9 protein-coding genes are annotated in these 17,237 nt (G+C 64.8%); 4 read left to right on the top strand and 5 right to left on the bottom strand.

Annotation, left to right across the window (positions count from 1 at the left end; genetic code table 11):
- Positions 1-19: 19 nt before the first annotated feature.
- From FHT19_RS04915 to FHT19_RS04895, 5 genes are all read right to left on the bottom strand, one after another.
- Positions 20-895: a winged helix-turn-helix domain-containing protein gene (locus tag FHT19_RS04915; protein WP_169474124.1), complete on the bottom strand. Its 876-nt coding sequence runs from the start codon at positions 893-895 to the stop codon at positions 20-22.
- 259 nt (positions 896-1,154) lie between these two features.
- Positions 1,155-1,721, bottom strand: a complete 567-nt coding sequence (locus tag FHT19_RS04910; RefSeq protein ID WP_169474123.1) for a hypothetical protein — start codon at positions 1,719-1,721, stop codon at positions 1,155-1,157.
- Positions 1,718-2,185, bottom strand: a complete 468-nt coding sequence (locus FHT19_RS04905) for a hypothetical protein (protein ID WP_169474122.1) — start codon at positions 2,183-2,185, stop codon at positions 1,718-1,720. The genes FHT19_RS04910 and FHT19_RS04905 overlap by 4 nt, the downstream gene beginning before the upstream one ends.
- Before the next feature lie 78 nt (positions 2,186-2,263).
- Entirely contained in the window at positions 2,264-4,381 is a 2,118-nt protein-coding gene (locus tag FHT19_RS04900; RefSeq protein WP_169474121.1) for a ParB/RepB/Spo0J family partition protein, read from the bottom strand.
- A 798-nt stretch (positions 4,382-5,179) separates the two neighbouring features.
- Positions 5,180-6,109: a zincin-like metallopeptidase domain-containing protein gene (locus FHT19_RS04895; protein ID WP_169474120.1), complete on the bottom strand. Its 930-nt coding sequence runs from the start codon at positions 6,107-6,109 to the stop codon at positions 5,180-5,182.
- Between the two features lie 713 nt (positions 6,110-6,822).
- On the opposite strand from FHT19_RS04895, the gene FHT19_RS04890 reads away from it, so the two are divergent.
- The 4 genes from FHT19_RS04890 to FHT19_RS04875 are packed head-to-tail and all read left to right on the top strand — an operon-like array spanning position 6,823 to position 16,899.
- Entirely contained in the window at positions 6,823-8,679 is a 1,857-nt protein-coding gene (locus FHT19_RS04890) for an AAA family ATPase (RefSeq protein WP_211189000.1), read from the top strand.
- The gene (locus FHT19_RS04885) at positions 8,679-9,323 is read left to right on the top strand and encodes a 4Fe-4S single cluster domain-containing protein (protein ID WP_211184772.1); all 645 of its coding nucleotides are present in this window, start codon (positions 8,679-8,681) and stop codon (positions 9,321-9,323) included. Before FHT19_RS04890 ends, FHT19_RS04885 begins: the two co-directional genes overlap by 1 nt.
- A complete protein-coding gene (locus FHT19_RS04880) occupies positions 9,320-15,592 on the top strand; it encodes an AAA domain-containing protein (protein ID WP_169474119.1) in 6,273 nt (2,090 codons plus the stop codon). Before FHT19_RS04885 ends, FHT19_RS04880 begins: the two co-directional genes overlap by 4 nt.
- A complete protein-coding gene (locus tag FHT19_RS04875; protein WP_169474118.1) occupies positions 15,589-16,899 on the top strand; it encodes a hypothetical protein in 1,311 nt (436 codons plus the stop codon). Before FHT19_RS04880 ends, FHT19_RS04875 begins: the two co-directional genes overlap by 4 nt.
- The last annotated feature ends 338 nt before the right edge of the window (positions 16,900-17,237 follow it).

The following is a 17,237-nucleotide window of genomic DNA, read 5'->3' as shown; positions in this document are numbered from 1 at the left end:
CCCTCTGTCCCGGCCAGGCCTACCCCGTGACCTGCCCCTCTCCTCTCCTGCGCCGATGGGCGACCGCCACTGTCCCCCGCTCGGGGCGCTCAGCTTCAGCGGGGCGCGCGCCAGCCGCGACAGCCGCGACAGCCGCGACAGCCTGGCGCGCTGGCCGAGGACTGACAGCGTCGATTTTCCCCGTTTTCGTACCTCTGCGCAGGCGGAAGCCTTCGCCGCGCAAGGTGTCGATCACGAATTGCGGCCTCAGATGCTTGCGAATTCCGCAGATGATCACATGCAACTGGCGCTCCGAAGGCCAGTGGTCGCTGGTGCGCGCTGCGCTGGTAAGCGCCATGTGCGGGACGACCCTGCCCATGTTCCCGAACAGGGCCGCCAGAACCTGCTGACCCTGGGGCGCGATCGGTCCGACACAAAGCCAGCGCAGCTCAGCGGCAGCGGCGGCAGCACGACTGATCGTGCGGTCTGCCTCGACCTGCCGGTTGGCCGCCCAGGTCTGGCGGCGCACCAGCGCTGCCATGCGCGCTGCGCCTTCTTCCGGCGATACGCCAAGGTGCAGCACATCGTCTGCCCCGCGGCGCAAGAGCAGCGCCCGGTCCTCGGCCGAACAGTGGGACATGAAGGGGACCACGATCTTGCTCGCGAACACGTCGCGCACAGTCCGCAGGATCGGCAACAGCTTCGCTCGGTCGTCGCCGCTGAGGAGCAGGAGCTCGAACGTCTGCTCGGCCTGCGCCAGATAGCGGACCTCGCCGGCCCGGAATCGAAAAGTCTGCTCGAAGGGAATGCAGCGATCGAGCCACTGCTGGCGGCCAGCCAGCCCACGGTCGGGAATCTCGAGGACACGCGCGACACCGGCAAGACGCACTTTCAGCGTCGAGGCTTCTTCGAGCAACTTCGGGCGCCTGTCGAACCGCTGTGCAATCCGGTGGAGATCCCGGGCATGAACGGCGTTCATGGATAACGGCATGGCTGTCAGCTTTCGTACCCGGCCTTGTCGCAGGGCATGCAAGGGCGCTCGCCGCGCAGATCATGGACAGAAGAGGCAGCGGGCTTTGCCCACGGGGTTGGACCGCGATTTTGCCCGCGGGCATGAGTCGATGACGAGATCCCCCGTGGTCGCCATCCGCGCACACGGGGGATCTTTACTTTCATCAGCCGAGACGTTGGCGGCGAAGGTCTGCCCAGATCTGCGGGTAGCTAGCGCGCAGCGTCCGATCGGCCGCTGCGTTTTCGCGGTCCGTGAACAGGTGAGGAAACGCTGCTGCGACCTTGGCCCATCCGACATCCTCCTCGTACCAGCCATTCCGGACGCGCAGAAGCGGGTCGATATGTGCCAGGCGCTCGGGCGAAAGCTTGAAGCCGCCATGGCTCGCGGTAGCGTGAAAAACGATGCCCTCGGCATAGACCGTGGCCTGCTGCGTGGCGCCCCACGGCGTCCGGCACGAGGTCGTCAGCCTCTGACGTGACAGCCTGCCCAGCTGACGCTGGTGATGGGCGACATCTTCGACATGCGCACGAAATGCCATGTCGTCGGCAACGATGCCTTCGCTCGCGAGAGCATCGCCAGCACGCCATTGGTCGAGCGGCTTGGCGAGCCGCCAGGCCGTCGCCAGGCGCAGCCCGCCGCAGACTGGAACTGCAATGCAGGCGATGTCGCCGATCCGTGCGGCGAGCAAACCGTCGGCAGTCCGGCCATAGACGGCGCTGAACTCCGTCATAGGCCGCTCCTGTTCGGCCCGGCTTGCGGGCCAGAACCGACGATCTCGATCCTCGCCTGCGTATAACGGTTTGCTGCCAGCCATCGCTCGGCAGCTGCGCGGTCCGACGCGATGTGCAGCAATTCATCACGCCCGGAGCCGGAGGCCAGCACATGCGCGTCTCCGGGCCGGGGGTATTCGTCCACCTCAAACTCGAGTGAACTATCGACGGAATAAGTGCGCCGGACGACCATGATGATCGAGCCCTCACTGCCATAATTACCGAGATGCAAAGTGAAGGAGGCCGGATGGCGAAAGGATGCGCCATCGCGCGCCGGTTCACGTGCCACCAGTCGGCCGACCCCATTGTCATTGTTCCAGGCTTTCAGTTTGCGGGAGAAGCGAGCTGGCGGCCGGGGCTCGCCGTTTGAAAATCGGACAAGGCTGCCGAGCGGCACGGCATCGAAAACCGATTGAGCGTTCATGATCAGTGATCCTCAAAAAGACGAAAGCCCGGTCGCGCGGACCGGGCTTTCCAAAGCGTTCAGGCTGGGGTCGGGCGGCTATTCCGCCGCGATCGCGTAATGGTCGCAGTCGGCGTCATCGGTCGGCAACACCGGCCCTTCGAGGAATGCGGGGAGCGCATCGATCACGTCGCCATTCGAGAAGACCTTGCCTGCCCCCGGCGTCCTCATCGGCTCCGGTAGCCAGCCTGCCTCCTCCAGCAGCCGTTCGGCCTCGCGGGCCATGTCGGGCTTCTTGAGATGGGCAATCATCTCTGCGAACTGGGACCCGCGGGCGTCGCACACGTCGGCAAGAATCCTTGGCTTGGTCACGCTCTGGAAATAGCCGGTGACAGTCGGCCGCCAGCCTGCCGCCACAAGGTCCAGGCCAAGGGTTCGTGCCAGAACATGGCTGTGCTCGAGACGCCGTTCGATGCTGTGACGCGAGACCCGCCCATTGTCGTACTTGGGGACGACTTCAGCCTGGGCGTTGAGCACGAGCGAGACACAATGGGCGAAGAGCGCGGACTGCTGCGCATTGTCGAGGCGCAGCAGGGCGTCCCAAAGATCGCGATCCGATTGCGGGAGCCGAGCCTTCCACTGCGTGTGGCGCTCGGAGATCGCCCGGGCCGGGCCGCTATCCTTGAGATCGGTGGGCGCAAACGCGAACGACGCCCGGTTGGGCGTGATCTGCAGGCAGGTTTCCCGGCTCGACGGGTAGAAGGCGTCGAGGACAAAGGCATGCAGCACCGCGACGAAGGCCGTCGCCGGGTCACGCGCAAGCGCATCCTGCAGGGCCAGCGTCCGCCAGGCGGTAAGCTCGGCCACGAGCCTGTCCGGAAGCGGCTTGACCACTTCGTCCTCGACCTCTGCTTCCTGCTCACGCGCGCCGCCGGGCATCGCAGTCTCGTCCGGTCCAGACAACATGCCCTTACCGCTGGTTTCGCTCTCGCACCGGTCGACACCGGCAATTTCCTCGACCTCGTCAGCCGGCTCATCCTCCGGTTTCACGTAGCCGCGCTCGATGATCAGCGAGCCATCGCTGGCGATGGACAGGAACGTGCCCGCGCGGGCGACGTCCTCGGCGTCAAAGGTCTGCGGGCGGTCCACCAGCAGACCCAGTTCCCGGTCAAGAGCATCGAGCTTCGCGCTGATTTCGTCAGGCAGGCTCGGTGCATCCGCCCATTCGCTTTCCAGCGCTTCGGCCTCGGCCTGCAGCGTCTGCATCCGCGCTTCTTCCTCGCTGCTCATCGGGACAGTGGTCCCGGCAAGTTCACGAAGCCCAGCAGCAGCATTCCAGGGCATATCGACCGCCGTCGCCACCCACTTCCAGCCTTCGGCACGGATGCGATCGGCTTCGGCTTCAAGCCGGGCCGCGACGAGCGTATCGAGAAGCGCCGGGTTGGTGAGCCAGCCACCATCGTCATCCTCGAACAGGTCGCGCATGACGCCGCCGCCTGCTTCGACATAGGCATCGAGCGTCACGAAGCGAACCCGCTTGTCGGCCACGCGCACGCTGTTCTCGGTCAGTCGTGCCCGGATATAGCCAGCGGATTTATTGAAACTGTGGGTCAGCAGTTCCCAGACCTGCTCCTGCCGCGCATGGTCGTCGCTGACCGAAAAGGCCATGAGCTGCTCCAGCGTCATGCCGTCTTCGGCATAGACCTCGTGCAGTTTGGGCGAGACCGAGGCGAGCTTGAGACGCTGGCGCACCACCGCCGGCGTGGTCATGAAATGCGCGGCAATGGCTTCCACATCGGCGCCCTTGTCGACCATCGCCTGCATGGCGCGAAACTGGTCGAGCGGATGGAGCTGTTCGCGAAATGTATTCTCGGCGAGGCTGTCCTCCTCCGCCGAAACCTCGTCGGATGGGGACCGGACCACGCAAGGCACCGGCGCATCCTTCGCCAGCCGCTTCTGCTTGACCAGCAGCTCAAGCGCGCGGAACCGGCGGCCGCCCGCCGGCACTTCGAACATGCCGGTTTCCTGATTGTCCGCATCGAGGATCGGCCGCACGTTGAGGCTCTGCAGCAGCGTGCGGCGGGCAATGTCCTCGGCCAGTTCCCCAATCGTCACGCCAGCCTTGATCCGGCGCACATTGGCCTGTGACAGGATCAGCCGGTCGAGCGGGATGTCGCGCGAGGGGCTGAGGGTAATCTTCTGTACGGCTTTTGCCATGGTAGCTACTCCATGACGGGCAGCCGAAAGACTCTCTCTCGGCTTCCTGGCCCGTCACAAGGCCACCGGCCTTCCTTTCCCTCTGATGCCGCCACGCTTCCGACGCGGGTCTTCCCCTGCCCCATGCGCCGGCGCCGCCAGCTCATCCGCTCATCCTGCCACCCACACCAGCAAGACTGCCGCCCACAAGAGACCGGACACTACGGCTGCCAGAACAAGGGCAGCGCCAAATGGCCAGCGTCGCTCGCGGCGGCGAAGCTCAATGTCCAGCGCCCGCAACGCGTCGGGCTCGGGTGCCACCATTGAAGTGATGAATCCCCGGGCAATCGGGCTCAGGACACGGCGAATGAACGATCCAGGCATAGCGGCCTCCGGACAGGCCGCCGGGAGCCTCTCCCCCAGCCCAATGCCTGTCGCGGAGCGATCAGCCGCTCTCTCGCTCTTTGCGCCGGCGCATGCCTCGCCCGCGCCGCGCCACAGATGCTCACTCACGCTCGGGTTCGCCGTTGTCGTACCGCACGACCACAAATTCATCCGACGCAGGCGAGTGGCGCGATGTGCGGGCAGTGTAGTTGAGACAGACGAAGTCCGGCGCCGTGGCCGAAAAGCATTCGGCTCCGTGCCGATCCAACAGAACCCGGTGGCACTTGCCATTGGGCCGCCGAACCGGACGCCCACGCCCCGTCTTCATCCACGCCTCGAATGCTGAGACCGCGCTCGCCGACGGAGGCTGCCAATTTTGACAGAAGCGGCAACAATTCCGCGCAAGAGTATTCGGATTGCAACCGATGACCACGCTCACGAAACGCCTCCTTTGCCGAGGTCGTCCTTTCGGAAGCCGAGGAGATAATCAGCGGCCCGCGAGGCGGCACTAGCGGTCCGAAGGATCGCGCGATTGTCCTCGCGCAGGATGCTGAGCCACGAGCCGAGGTAGTCGCTGTGCCGAACGGTAGGCCGGATGCCGAGCGTGGCGCAAACGAAAGCACCTGCCATTTCCGCGACCAGTTCTTCGCGGCCATAGTCAGCGGATCCGAACGCGCCGCTCTGGTTACGCGCAAGACGGGACCCGTGCCCGCTCCAATGGGCAAGCTCGTGAAATGCGGTGCGGTGCCAGTTGATGGGCTCGAAGAAGTCCTCCGGCCGGGGGACCTGAACATAGTCATGGATCGGGCTGTAGAATGCACTCGGCCCACCGACCCGGAAATCAGCGCCCGTCGCGCAGATCAGCGCGTTTGCCGCCGGCTCGATCAACTGAGGGTCGGACGGTGGCCGCTCGCTTGCCATGGTGGAAGGCAGGCCATCGCATTGATCGACGGAAAAGACCGTGAAGTGGCGCAGAAAGGGAATGGTGGCCCTTGCCTCGCGGCCTTCGTCGGCGGCGCACTGCCGCTCGTCGCGGGAAGCAATCCGGCGGGTGTAGACAATCTCGATGCCCGTCTCGCCGCGTCGGACGCTGCCGCCCAGTTCTCGCGCTTGCCGGAAGGTCAGGAAGCCGTGCCCGGCAAAACCACGCTCTGCAGCTGCATGCCACAGGCTGAGCACATTGATCCCGCTGTATCGTCGTCCGCTGACGGCATTGTACGGCATGCCGACCGGCGCGACGCTGCCGGCCCAAGGCTGGACCCAGGGCACTCTCCCCGCTTCCAGCTCGGACAAGATCCGTTGCGTGATTTCGGCATAGATGTTCCGACGCGCCGCCGTGCGCTGCCCGTTCGCTCGAGTATCCATCGCGTGTCCTTCCGCGACGGGTGGGAGAGACCTCTCTCGCCCTTCATCCCGTCACGGCTCGCGCGAAGCGGTTCTCTTCCTCTTGGGGGTGTTGCGGGGTGGAACCCCGCAGAAGGGGTAGGTCTGGCCGCCTACGGCCAGGCCTCAGGGGAAGGCTTTCCCCGCCTGTGCAATGATCGATTTGTTCACGAGCAGCCAGGGCACACTGCCGGTCGAACGGTTCCTACCCGCATCGGAGGAGCCCTGTTCGCCGGACAGCCGCACAGTTACTCCGCGGTGGAAAACAGCCAAAAATCCTAAGGTTGATGAGGCCCGGTCAATAGTGACTTCGCTCGTGCCGCTCTTGCATAAAGCTCGCCGGCGCTGTCCAAGGTGCAGCTCGAGCTGAAAAAGGCGCCTCCCCGGTTGCCCAATCCCGGCCAGATTGCGAGCCGGAATGTTACAGCCGGACGTTCAGCCGGCTAAACGCAGCTTGGACTCGCGCGATAAGGCCTGCGAAGACATCGTAACCGGGGTCAGGTTGCCAATCCGGAAGAATGTACCGGCGCTATTCTCAGCGACTGTACATGTTCATTATCAGATTTCGACTTATTACTTCCAAGACCGATCGTGACTTGTCGCAAGGCAATCGTCGCCCGGTTTTGTTCATGTCGTTGACAATCAAGGATTGACCCGGTCTTGCTGACGGATAGGCTGCTGGTTGCCCCGGACTCGTGCTGGCGGCCCAAACGGGGGTAAAGGAACAAGTGACCGGAGCAGACCTGCGTCCCCGTTGGGTGCGCGACCTCTTGCGTTTCCTGCCGCTCAAGAGCCAGTTCGTGCTCACCGGCAATGTCCGCGATCTTCAAATCCGCGCTGAGGGCGACAAGGCGTTTGCCGCTTCGCTGGGCGATGTACTGGCTGATGCCTTGGGCCAGGCAGGTTATGAAGATGTGCTGCGGTACGATCCGGTCGGCGGTTTCTCCAATCTTGGTGCTGCCACAAGTGGGCGCGACCCGGATGAAGCACTGGTCCGGCTCGGCCTTTCACCCACGAGCGGCAAGGCGGCCGGTGGTATCGATCTCCTGGCAACCACGCTGCAGCGCCACACGGAACTCGACGGCGCACCCATGGCGCTCATCGTTGACTTTGCATCGCGGCTTGTCGTGCGCAGCGATGCCCTGTCGGCCGCCGAGCACGCTCTTTTCACGCGGGCGCTGGTGCTGGCACAGAGCGCCCAAGCCCGGCCTGTCGGCCCCGAGCGCGCCCCGCGCTTCAATTCCATCATCTGGGTGGCCGAGAAGGAAGGCGACCTGCCGGACTGGCTGCTGATCGACAATCCGCGCCTGCGCCACATCCCCGTTGCGACGCCCGACCGTGCCGCGCGCAGCACCGTGGCGCCATCCCTTGTGCGCTCAATGCCCGGCGGGCGGGATGCGAGCGAAATGGTGCTCCTTGAGGCAAAACAGAGCCTGGTCGATGCGACCGAGGGCATGCTGCTGATGGACCTGAACGCTGTCGTCCAGCTCGGACGCGCCGAGCAGGTCGATGTATCCTCGATCGGCGAAGCAGTGCGCCGCTACAAGGTTGGCGTGACCGAAGATGCCTGGCGCAAGATCGAACGTCGCACGATCCTTGATGGCGCCGACAGCATCCGCAAGCGGGTCGTGGGGCAGGACCATGCCGTCACGCACATGCTGGACATCGTCAAGCGCGCGGCGACCGGGATTGGCGGTGCACGGCGCGGCAATCGTCCGCGCGGCATCGCATTTCTGGCGGGTCCGACTGGCGTCGGGAAGACTGAGCTTGCCAAGTCGATGACCGAACTGCTGTTCGGCGACGAAAGTGCCTATATCCGCTTCGACATGTCGGAGTTCAGCGCCGAACATGCCGACCAGCGCCTGATCGGTGCCCCACCCGGATATGTCGGATATGACGTCGGCGGCGAACTCACCAACGCGGTCCGCGAGAAGCCATTCAGCGTGGTGCTGTTCGATGAAATCGAGAAGGCGCATCCACGCATTCTCGACAAGTTCCTGCAGATTCTCGACGATGGTGTCCTGACCTCGGGGCGCGGCGATCGCGTTTATTTTTCCGAAGCGCTGATCATTTTCACCTCAAATCTCGGCATCTATACGACCGGGCCGGATGGCGAGCGTCGGGCCAATGTTACACCGGCCCAACCCTTTGCCGAAGTTCAGGCGCGGGTCCGCGAAGGCATCGAAAACCACTTCAAGCTCGTGCTGAACCGTCCGGAGATCCTCAATCGCTTTGGCGAAAATGTGATCGTCTTCGATTTCATCCGGCCCGAGGTGGGCAACCAGATCTTCGACGCCATGGTCCGCAGCGTCTGCGCAGACGCAGAGTCTGCCGGTCAGTCGATCGAGATCAGCACCGAAGCGCTGGAGGCCTTGCGCGCACTGTGTATCGCCGATCTCTCCAATGGTGGTCGCGGGATTCGCAACAAGATCGAGGCCCATCTCATCAATCCCCTCGCCCGGGCTTTGTTCGAGCGCGATGGTGAGGGTCCGGTGCGGATCACCAAGCTTGTGCATGACGCGAGCACGACGCTTACGCTGGAGGCGGCCTGATGCGCATGTTCCTGTCACGTGTGCATTTCCCTGTCACTGCCCTTGGGCACGGGCGCCGCGTCGGGCTGTGGTTCCAGGGCTGTAGCCTGCATTGTCCAGGCTGCATCTCGGCGGATACCTGGGCCCATGACGAAGGCGCCGTGAATACCGGACAAGTGATTGACCAGTTGTCAGCCTTCGCCGCCGACGCCGACGGCTTGACTGTGTCGGGCGGTGAACCGTTCGAACAGCCCGAAGCCCTGGCCGAGCTCCTCGCCGCATGGCGAAGCATTTCAGATCGGTCCGTGCTGGTCTTCACCGGCCTCGAACTGGGCCAGATTCAACCTTGGCTCGACGCCCATCCGGACCTCATCGACGCGCTCATAACCGGTCCATTTCGTTCCGACCTTCCGCAGACAAAGGCACTTCGCGGCAGCGACAATCAGGCACTCCATGTGCTCACGCAACGAGGCGCTCCCTTCCTGGCTTATGAACGCAACGCGACAGGCTCCGATCTGAAACTCGACATCATGATCGATGCGGATGGCGCAGCGTGGATGGCCGGCATTCCGGCGCGCGGAGACCTGGCAAAGCTTCGCCGTGCGCTGGCCGCAGCCGGCCACACGGTCGTCACCTCCGACATGCCGGGACGATTTGCCGCATGATCCGCTTCTGTCCCAACTGTCAAACTGAGCGTTCGCTGGACGAGATGTTCTGCGAGGGCGAGCACGACGGCCAACCTTGCGGCTGGGATCTCTCCAGCCTTCCGCTGCGGGCGGAAGGCTGGCGCCCAAATGCGGCAGCGGTGCCCCCCGCTCCTTTGCCAGAAGCAATCCAGTGCCTCAACGGCCACGCGCTGGAGCCTGGTGACCTGATTTGCCCGGAATGCGGGGCCGACGCAGACACATCTGCGCTCGTCACGACGGCGCCTGGATCGCCTGTCGACGCTAATCAACCCGCGGCGATCAGCGGGTCCGATCCGGCAGACTCGGCGCCTGCGGCGCCGACCGTCATTGGTGAGTGGACGCTGCTGCGACGCATCGAGACCGGCAGCCATGTCCAGGAACGCTACGGGGCCGAACGCACCAGGGACGGGCGAAAGGCGATCGTGGTTCTCTATGCGCAAGGCAGCGAACCCGATCCGGAAGTCTATGAGGTTCTGGCGACACTGGACCGCGACCATGTGCCGGAAGTGATCGAGACGGGTCGATTTGGCGACCGCGTCTATGAGGTTTCGGAGGATCTGCGCGGCGGCAGCTTTGCTGATATTGGTTTGCTTGCCGACGACCCCGCAACGCTTGGACGGATCGTAGAAGAGATCGGCGGTGCGCTGGCCGCCCTCGCCGAATGCGGCCTTCGTCACCGTGATCTCTCGCCAGCCGCGATCATGGTGCGCACGCGCGAGCCGCTGGACCTGGTGATCAGCGGGTTCGGCTCGGCGCGCCTGTCCGACTATGACCTGGACATCGTCTCGCCTCTCGAGATTACCCGTTACACTGCACCAGAAGCGGTCGCTGGCGGTGTCGCTGCCGCCAGTGACTGGTGGAGCCTGGGGATGATCATCCTGGAGCAGGTGACACGGGGTGCCTGCTTTGCGGGTGCGGACGACCAGTCCTTCCTGATCAGCATTCTTACCAACGGCGCGCCGATCCCGGACGACCTGGATCCGCGCGTGGATTTGCTGTTGCGCGGACTGCTTGCCCCGGACCGGCGCCTTCGCTGGGGATGGGATCAGGTTCAGCAATGGCTCTCGGGCGGGGCACCCGAGGCGCCCGGCCGACGCTCGCCCTATGACGACGACACCGCCGGGCGCGCGATCACGCTTGGCGGACGACGGTTTTTGGGGCCAGCCCAGTATGCCTTGGCAGCCGCCGATCCGGCCCAATGGGACGAAGCACGGACCCTGCTGCTGCGGGGCGATCTCCTGACCTGGATGGAAGAGGCAGGTCTGCATCCCGACCTGCGGGCCCAGGTGCGCGAAATCGCGGTGCTGGAGCAGGTGTCGCCTGACATCCGGCATGCACTCGCACTCAAGACGCTCAATCCCGCGATGCCGTTGGTGGTCCGCGGTGAGATCATCACACCGGGGTGGTTGATCGAGAATCCGGAGGAAGGTTATGCGCTGATCACGGGGCCGGTCCCGGATCGACTGGAGCGCGAGGACGACGAGCTCTGGCTGGCACGCCTCAAGCGCCGAGAGGCACGCGTGCGGGAGCGCGCGCGCCATCTCGAAGTGGAGCTCGACGAAACAAAGCTGCGCGTGCTGGTGCTCTCGACCTCGAAGAGCCGGCTCGCCGCCTTGTGGGAAGAGCAGCGCCAGATCCTTCCCGATACGGACCATCCGGGCTTGCTCGCGATCATCGAGCGCAAGATCACCGAGGAGGAGGATTTTATCCTGCTTCTGGCGGCAGCGGCATCGCAGTTTCGCAGTGCAGATGCCATCCTCGATGAAGCCGAGGCCGCCGCAAGGCGCGCCGGGCTTGCGCAGTTCGACCGTACGGAAGCACGGGATCGATTGACCGCGTCGCCAGGCACACTGTTCGCGCAGATCGACGCCCGCGTCGAAGGCTTCGCGCGCTGCGGCATCGACCGCATTGATGAATGGGCGGACCAGTTCCGTCTTGAACGCAGGCTCCCGGTCGTTCGCACGCTGGCGCTGCTGTCCGTACCTCAGGACCAATGGAAGCAGCCCCCGCGTCAGGCCTATGTCGCGACACTGCTCGACTTTTTCGCCCGGCGCATCACGGGGGCAGTGATGCGCGGGCCGCTAACCCGCATGGTGATCGGCAAGACGACAGCCCGCGTCGATCTCGCCGAGCTCGACAGTGACCGGCGCACGGCGGCCGAGCTTCTGGACCATGTCCTGCTGCGCAACGACCAGCCCATCACGATCGATCCAGCGCCCCTGACACAGGATCCGCGCCTCGAGCGTCGGCTTCGGACCCTGCACGGGCACGCCACGCTTTATCGGCGCGATACCGGCATCGACGGCCTGTACCTGGGCTTTCCCTTTCTCGTCATGCAGGAGGCCCGTGCTTCGACGCGGCCGCGCATTGCGCCTATTCTCCTGTGGCCCGTCAGGCTTGTGCCGGAAGTGGGCGCTAGAGGACGGATTTCGCTGTCGTTCGATCGCGACCGCGAAGAAGTGCGGTTGAACCCGGCATTCGAGACGTTGCTCGGCATGGATCAGGCGGCTGCGTGGCGCGAGAAGGCGAATGCGCTGCTTGCGCGCGCCAGTATCAGGGCCGCCGAAGTGGTTGAAGCGTTCCGCGACTTCGCGGACGTGGCACAGCGTTCGCTTAGCCCCCTGCCCTCGAAGGATCTGCGAATTCGGCCCGGCGAGGACCGCGTCCACTGCAGTGCCGCGCTGTTCCATCTGGGGTTCCTCGGCCAGGCGGTGATGGAAGATCTGCGGCAGCTCAAGGCGCTGCCACCGGCCGGTACGAGTCTTGAGACGGCGTTTCGCGTCGGTGAAAGCGTGGAGCGGCCCGAGCCCAAGTCCGTCGCCGAGATCGACCGCTTCTTCACCGCCGACAGCGACCCGTCGCAGGAAGCCGCCGTCCTGGAGGCAAGGACCGGTCGCGGGCTGCTGGTCGAGGGACCACCGGGGACGGGCAAGAGCCAGACCATCGTCAACATGGTTGCCGACGCCATCGGAACGGGGCGAAGCCTGCTCGTGGTCTGCCAGAAACAGGCCGCCCTTGAAGTGGTCCACAAACGCCTCGACGCTGCCGGCCTCGGCAATCGCGTGGTCATGGTCAATGACGTGAACAAGGATCGCGAGCCGGTCATTCGGGCGGTCCGCGAGCAGCTCGAGGAACTGTTCCGCCGACCGGGCGGCGCCCAGCTGCTGCGCCAGCAGCGCCAACAGATCGCGGGCCGGATCGAGGTTCTCGAGCATGAGCTCGATGCCTATCACGCAGCCTTGCATGCCGAGGATCCGGCCACCGGCCAGTCTTACCGTTTGATCCTGGGCGAACTCGTTCGCCTTGCGCGCGAGGGCGACACGCCAGCGCTGCCATCGCTGCGCCAGCGTCTGGCAGATGAAAACCCGGGCAGTCTCGCGTCGCTGGTCGAGACATGCGCACCGCTCGCACGGCTTTGGCTGCCAGCGCTATATGAGGGAAGCGCACTGGCGCGTACCAAGGCTTTTGCGGCCGATGCAGGCACTGTTGACGCGTTCGGGACTGACTTCCTTGCTTTTTCCGCCGCAGAGCGTGAGCGCGACGCAGTCATCGAGCGCACGCCAGATGCACTCGCCATCGACGACCCAGAGCCCTACCGCCGCTGGACGAGCGAGCACAGCGCCGCGTTTCTGAATCTGGATGAGAGCGAGCGTGAATGGCTTTCGCGTTGGCTTGACCGGCTTTCGGGTGCGGGTGGCCGGTCGCCCCAGTCGACGACCACGCACCAGAACATCAACGAGGTGGAAGCCGCGTTGCTCGGACTTCCCGCCGACGACGCAGCGCCAGACGCTCTTGCGATCACGCAGGCCCTTTCGGAAGAGGATCTGACCGACTGGATCGAGCTCTCCGGCAGGCTCATGCGGCAGCCCAGCTTCCTTGAGCGACTGTCACCCTCGCGCTGGATGGCGTCACGACGGCGCGCGCGCTTCCTGGCCGAAAATGGGCTGGACGATGCGGGTGCATTCGATGCGGCGCTGCATCGCGAACAGCGCCTGCGCCCGATCCGGGATCGTCTGGCGGAGCTGACCGTCGACCTCGGCGAGCCTTCAGGCTCTCTTGCAGGCCTGCGCGTGCCGGAGCTTGTCGAACACAGCCGGGCGCTCCTGAAGGCACTCTCCCATGCCGAGGGGCTTGTCGCGCGGCTTGAGGCCTATCCCGAGCATGGCACGGCGTTCGCGATGGCGCGCGCATGCACCCGCTCGGCGGTTGAGGATTTGATGGATGGAATTGAGCAGGGGCTGGCGCGGCACACCGCGCGCGCCGCATCGTATGCGCTGCTCGAGCGCCTCCGCTTATGGATGGAGGAGGAATGGGTCGGCGAAGTCCTGGCCGCAGTCCGAAGCGATGCTTCCAACGTGGCGCGCCTTGCCGCGATCAGGGATGCGCTGCCGAGCGTTGCCGCCTATCAGCGTTTCCGTCCACGCGTTGCGCAGCTTGATGCGCAGGCGATGGCGATCTTTGCCGAATTGTCCCGCATTCGGCAAAGACTGGAGGGCCTGTCCCCGCCTGAGTTGGAGCCCACCGTTCGTCGCATCATCGCGACCGAGGCGCGGCTTGCCTGGAAGAACCGCCTCGAAAGTGAGCATCCCGTGCTGCTGCTTGAAGCGGACGAACTGGAGGCCAAGGCCAAGTCGCTGGCCCAGGCTGATCTTGAGATGCGCGCGCTCAACCGGCGCCATCTGGTAGAAGGCTTTGACGCAAGCCGATTGCGGCCGCTGCGCGAGTGGGAGGACATCACGCGCCTGCGCGGCCAGCGTGCCAAGCGCCTGCGCGAATTTGTAGACAGGGGGGCCGACCTCGGGCTGATGCAGTTGCGCCCGGTTTGGCTGGTCAATCCCGACGTCGCGAGCCGCTTGCTTCCCTTGCGCAAGACCTTGTTCGATACGGTCATCTATGACGAGGCATCGCAGATGCCGATCGAATATGCGCTGCCCACACTCTATCGCAGCCGCAACATGATCGTGTCGGGCGACGAAAAGCAGATGCCGCCGACGGCCTTCTTCACGAGCCGAGTGGAAAGCGACGAAGCCGAGGTCTACGAAGGCCAGGACGCTGAGCAGGAGCTCGGGGAAGAAGAGCGCGAGACCGTTTCGGAGACCTGGAACCGCCGCGAGATCAAGGATTGCCCGGACCTGCTCCAACTGGCGAAGACGGTCCTGCCGCCCACCACACTGCAGATCCATTATCGCTCCGCCTATCGCGAACTCATCCAGTTCTCGAACGCGTCGTTCTACGTCAACAAGCTGAGCGTTCCTGCTCGCCATCCTGCAGACGAGATTCGCCGGATCCGCCCGATTGAAGTTCTGCGTGCCGACGGGGTTTATGAGGACCAGACCAACCGGGCCGAAGCCGAGATGGTTGCCTCCAGCCTGAGACGCATCTGGCTCGAAGCCAAAGGGCCAATCCCGACCGTCGGTGTGGTGACCTTCAATCGCAAGCAGGCCGACCTGATCGAGGAGGTCCTCGAAGATCTCGCCGAACAGGATGTCGCCTTCCGCCAGGCGATCTCGCGGGAGCGCGACCGGGTCGAAGGCGGCGAGGATATGGGCTTCTTCGTGAAGAATGTGGAGAATGTGCAAGGTGACGAGCGCGATGTGATCGTGTTCTCGTCGACCTTTGGCCGCAATGCGCAAGGGACGTTCCGCCGCTTCTTCGGTGTGCTCGGCCAGGCCGGCGGCGAGCGGCGCCTGAATGTTGCCGTGACCCGTGCGCGGCAGAAGGTATTGCTGGTAACCTCGATGCCGGTGCCGCTGATTTCGGACCTCCTGTCGACCCGCCGCCAGGCAAGTTCGCCGCGCGATTATCTCCAGGCCTACTTCGAATACGCCCGTTGTATTTCGGAAGGCGAGCTTGATGCAGCGCAGGCCCTGCTCGCACGATTGACGCCCGAGCAACGCAGCGGCGCGCAACAGGACAAGCTCCAGGACGGACTAGAGGAAGCGGTGGCAGAGGAAATCCGCTCGCTTGGCTGGGAACCTTCACCGGTGAACGAGGAAGGTGCTTTCGGTCTCGACTTCGCGATCGAAGACCCGCGCACGGGACTCTACGGGATTGGCATCGAGTGCGACGCACCGCGCGATCCCCTGCTCGCCCATGCCAGGGCCCGAGAGATGTGGCGGCCTGCGGTGTTGCGGCGGTCGATCCCGGTCATTCACCGCGTATCGTCGCATCGGTGGCACCATGAGCCAGCCATCGAGCGCGCGAGACTGCACAGCGCTATTCAGGACGCAATGGGAGTACGGTCATGAGTGGTCCCAAGGTCGTCCGGATCGTCACGCGCGAGGAACTGATCGACATTTGCCATGGGCATCTAGCGCGCGTTGACGCAGCCCTGGATCGCTGGATCCGGGTCGGACAGCGCAACGATTGCCTGGACGACGCTGCCATCGCGCAAACCCGGAGCCGCCGTGACAAACTCGCAGCGCTCATTGCCGCTGATCGTTTCATGGATCTGCAGAAACAGGCGCCGCAGGAGGAACAGTTCCTGCGCGACGACCTCGACCATCGGCTCGCTGCTGCCGCCGCAGCGCAGGCCGATGCCACGTCCAAGGCTCGCCGTTCTGCCGAGGCATCGGCGGCCGTGCTATCGGCGCTGCGCAACTCCGGCAATCCGATCGACCCCGAACTCGAACAGGGTCTTGCGCGTGGAGACCCCGACGCGACGAGCCGCGCACTGCTTGCCCTTGCGCCCAAGGCCCGCGAAGGCGTCGATCGTCAACTCGCCTCCCGGCTCAAAACCGACGAAGGCTCCTCCTCGTTTGCCGGTTGGTTGGCAAGTGCCCACGAGGAAGAGCGCGATCCGGCCGTCACCAGGATATCGGTCCGGATCGCGCAGATCCGCCAGATTGCCCCAGGCGCGGTTCGCGAGGTTTGGGAAGACCGGCTCGCCCAGGCTCGGTCGGCGCTGCGCGAACGCCGTCACCTCATCCTCGATGCGCTGGAAATCGAGACAGGGCGCAGTCTGACTGCAGCCCGCGAGCGCGAGGAAGCGCTGACCGCCCTCACCGCGATTATTGCGCAAGCGCGCGTTGCGGGGCTGGATGTCGAGGCAGGTTTCGAGGCAGTAGAGGCGCTTTCGACAGAAGCGGCAAGATCGAAGACTGCGGCAGTAGAATCCGCTCTTTTGGACCACCGCAACGCAGCTGCAGTGGCGGCCAGCCGCGACGCATTGCTGTCCGCGCTCGGCGAACTTGGCTATGAGCTTACGGAAGGCATGGCGACCGCCTGGGCCACGGATGGCCGCCTCGTGCTGCGTAGCGGCGCGCGCCCCGACTATGGTGTGGAGGTGAGCGGTAGTGAGCGGGTTCAGATGAAGCCGGTCGCGTTCGAGCGCGGCGGCATTGGCCCCGATGCCGCACGGGACCGTGACGCCGAAACGATCTGGTGCGGCGATGTCTCGCGGCTGCAGTCGGCCTTGGCTGCCGAAGGCGGCGGGCTCCATATTGAACGGGCTCTCCCCGTTGGTGCGGTCCCGTTGAAGCGCATCGCGCTTGCACCGGACGGCGATGAAGCGCGCGCCAGCATGCCCAGCCTGAAATCGAAGAGCCTGCGCTGATCGCTAGCGCCGGTGCGTCCGGCGGTACGCTTCGGGTGTTTGAAAGCCGAGCGCCCAAAGACCGCGTCCCGCGCGCCGCGCGCGGCTTTCCGGCAGGACATAGGCAGTGCTGTAGCGGCGATAGGCGATGGCCCAGCCAGCTTCCACAGCAGCGCTGCCTATATCGGTTCCATCGACACGGCAGGTCGCCAATAGACGCCCATATTGATCGCGTCCGCTTGGCGAGCATCGCACGATGCGTCCCTCGACTCGATGCTCCATCCATTGGGCAGCGAGGCGACCGCAAGGCACACGCTGTCTGCGCCCGCACCATTGCGCGCGCTCGGGTGCATCGATCC

It is taken from the genome of Novosphingobium sp. SG919 (assembly GCF_012932495.1).
Taxonomy (GTDB): Bacteria; Pseudomonadota; Alphaproteobacteria; order Sphingomonadales; family Sphingomonadaceae; genus Novosphingobium; species Novosphingobium rhizosphaerae.
This window is presented reverse-complemented; position numbering and strand designations above follow the sequence as displayed.

What these genes read in the sequence shown, in the direction of transcription:
- FHT19_RS04895 (WP_169474120.1), bottom strand. Translation starts at nt 6,109, where the DNA reads ATGGATACTCGAGCGAACGGGCAGCGCACGGCGGCGCGTCGGAACATC.
- FHT19_RS04900 (WP_169474121.1), bottom strand. Translation starts at nt 4,381, where the DNA reads ATGGCAAAAGCCGTACAGAAGATTACCCTCAGCCCCTCGCGCGACATC.
- FHT19_RS04905 (WP_169474122.1), bottom strand. Translation starts at nt 2,185, where the DNA reads ATGAACGCTCAATCGGTTTTCGATGCCGTGCCGCTCGGCAGCCTTGTC.
- FHT19_RS04910 (WP_169474123.1), bottom strand. Translation starts at nt 1,721, where the DNA reads ATGACGGAGTTCAGCGCCGTCTATGGCCGGACTGCCGACGGTTTGCTC.
- FHT19_RS04875 (WP_169474118.1), top strand. Translation starts at nt 15,589, where the DNA reads ATGAGTGGTCCCAAGGTCGTCCGGATCGTCACGCGCGAGGAACTGATC.
- FHT19_RS04880 (WP_169474119.1), top strand. Translation starts at nt 9,320, where the DNA reads ATGATCCGCTTCTGTCCCAACTGTCAAACTGAGCGTTCGCTGGACGAG.
- FHT19_RS04885 (WP_211184772.1), top strand. Translation starts at nt 8,679, where the DNA reads ATGCGCATGTTCCTGTCACGTGTGCATTTCCCTGTCACTGCCCTTGGG.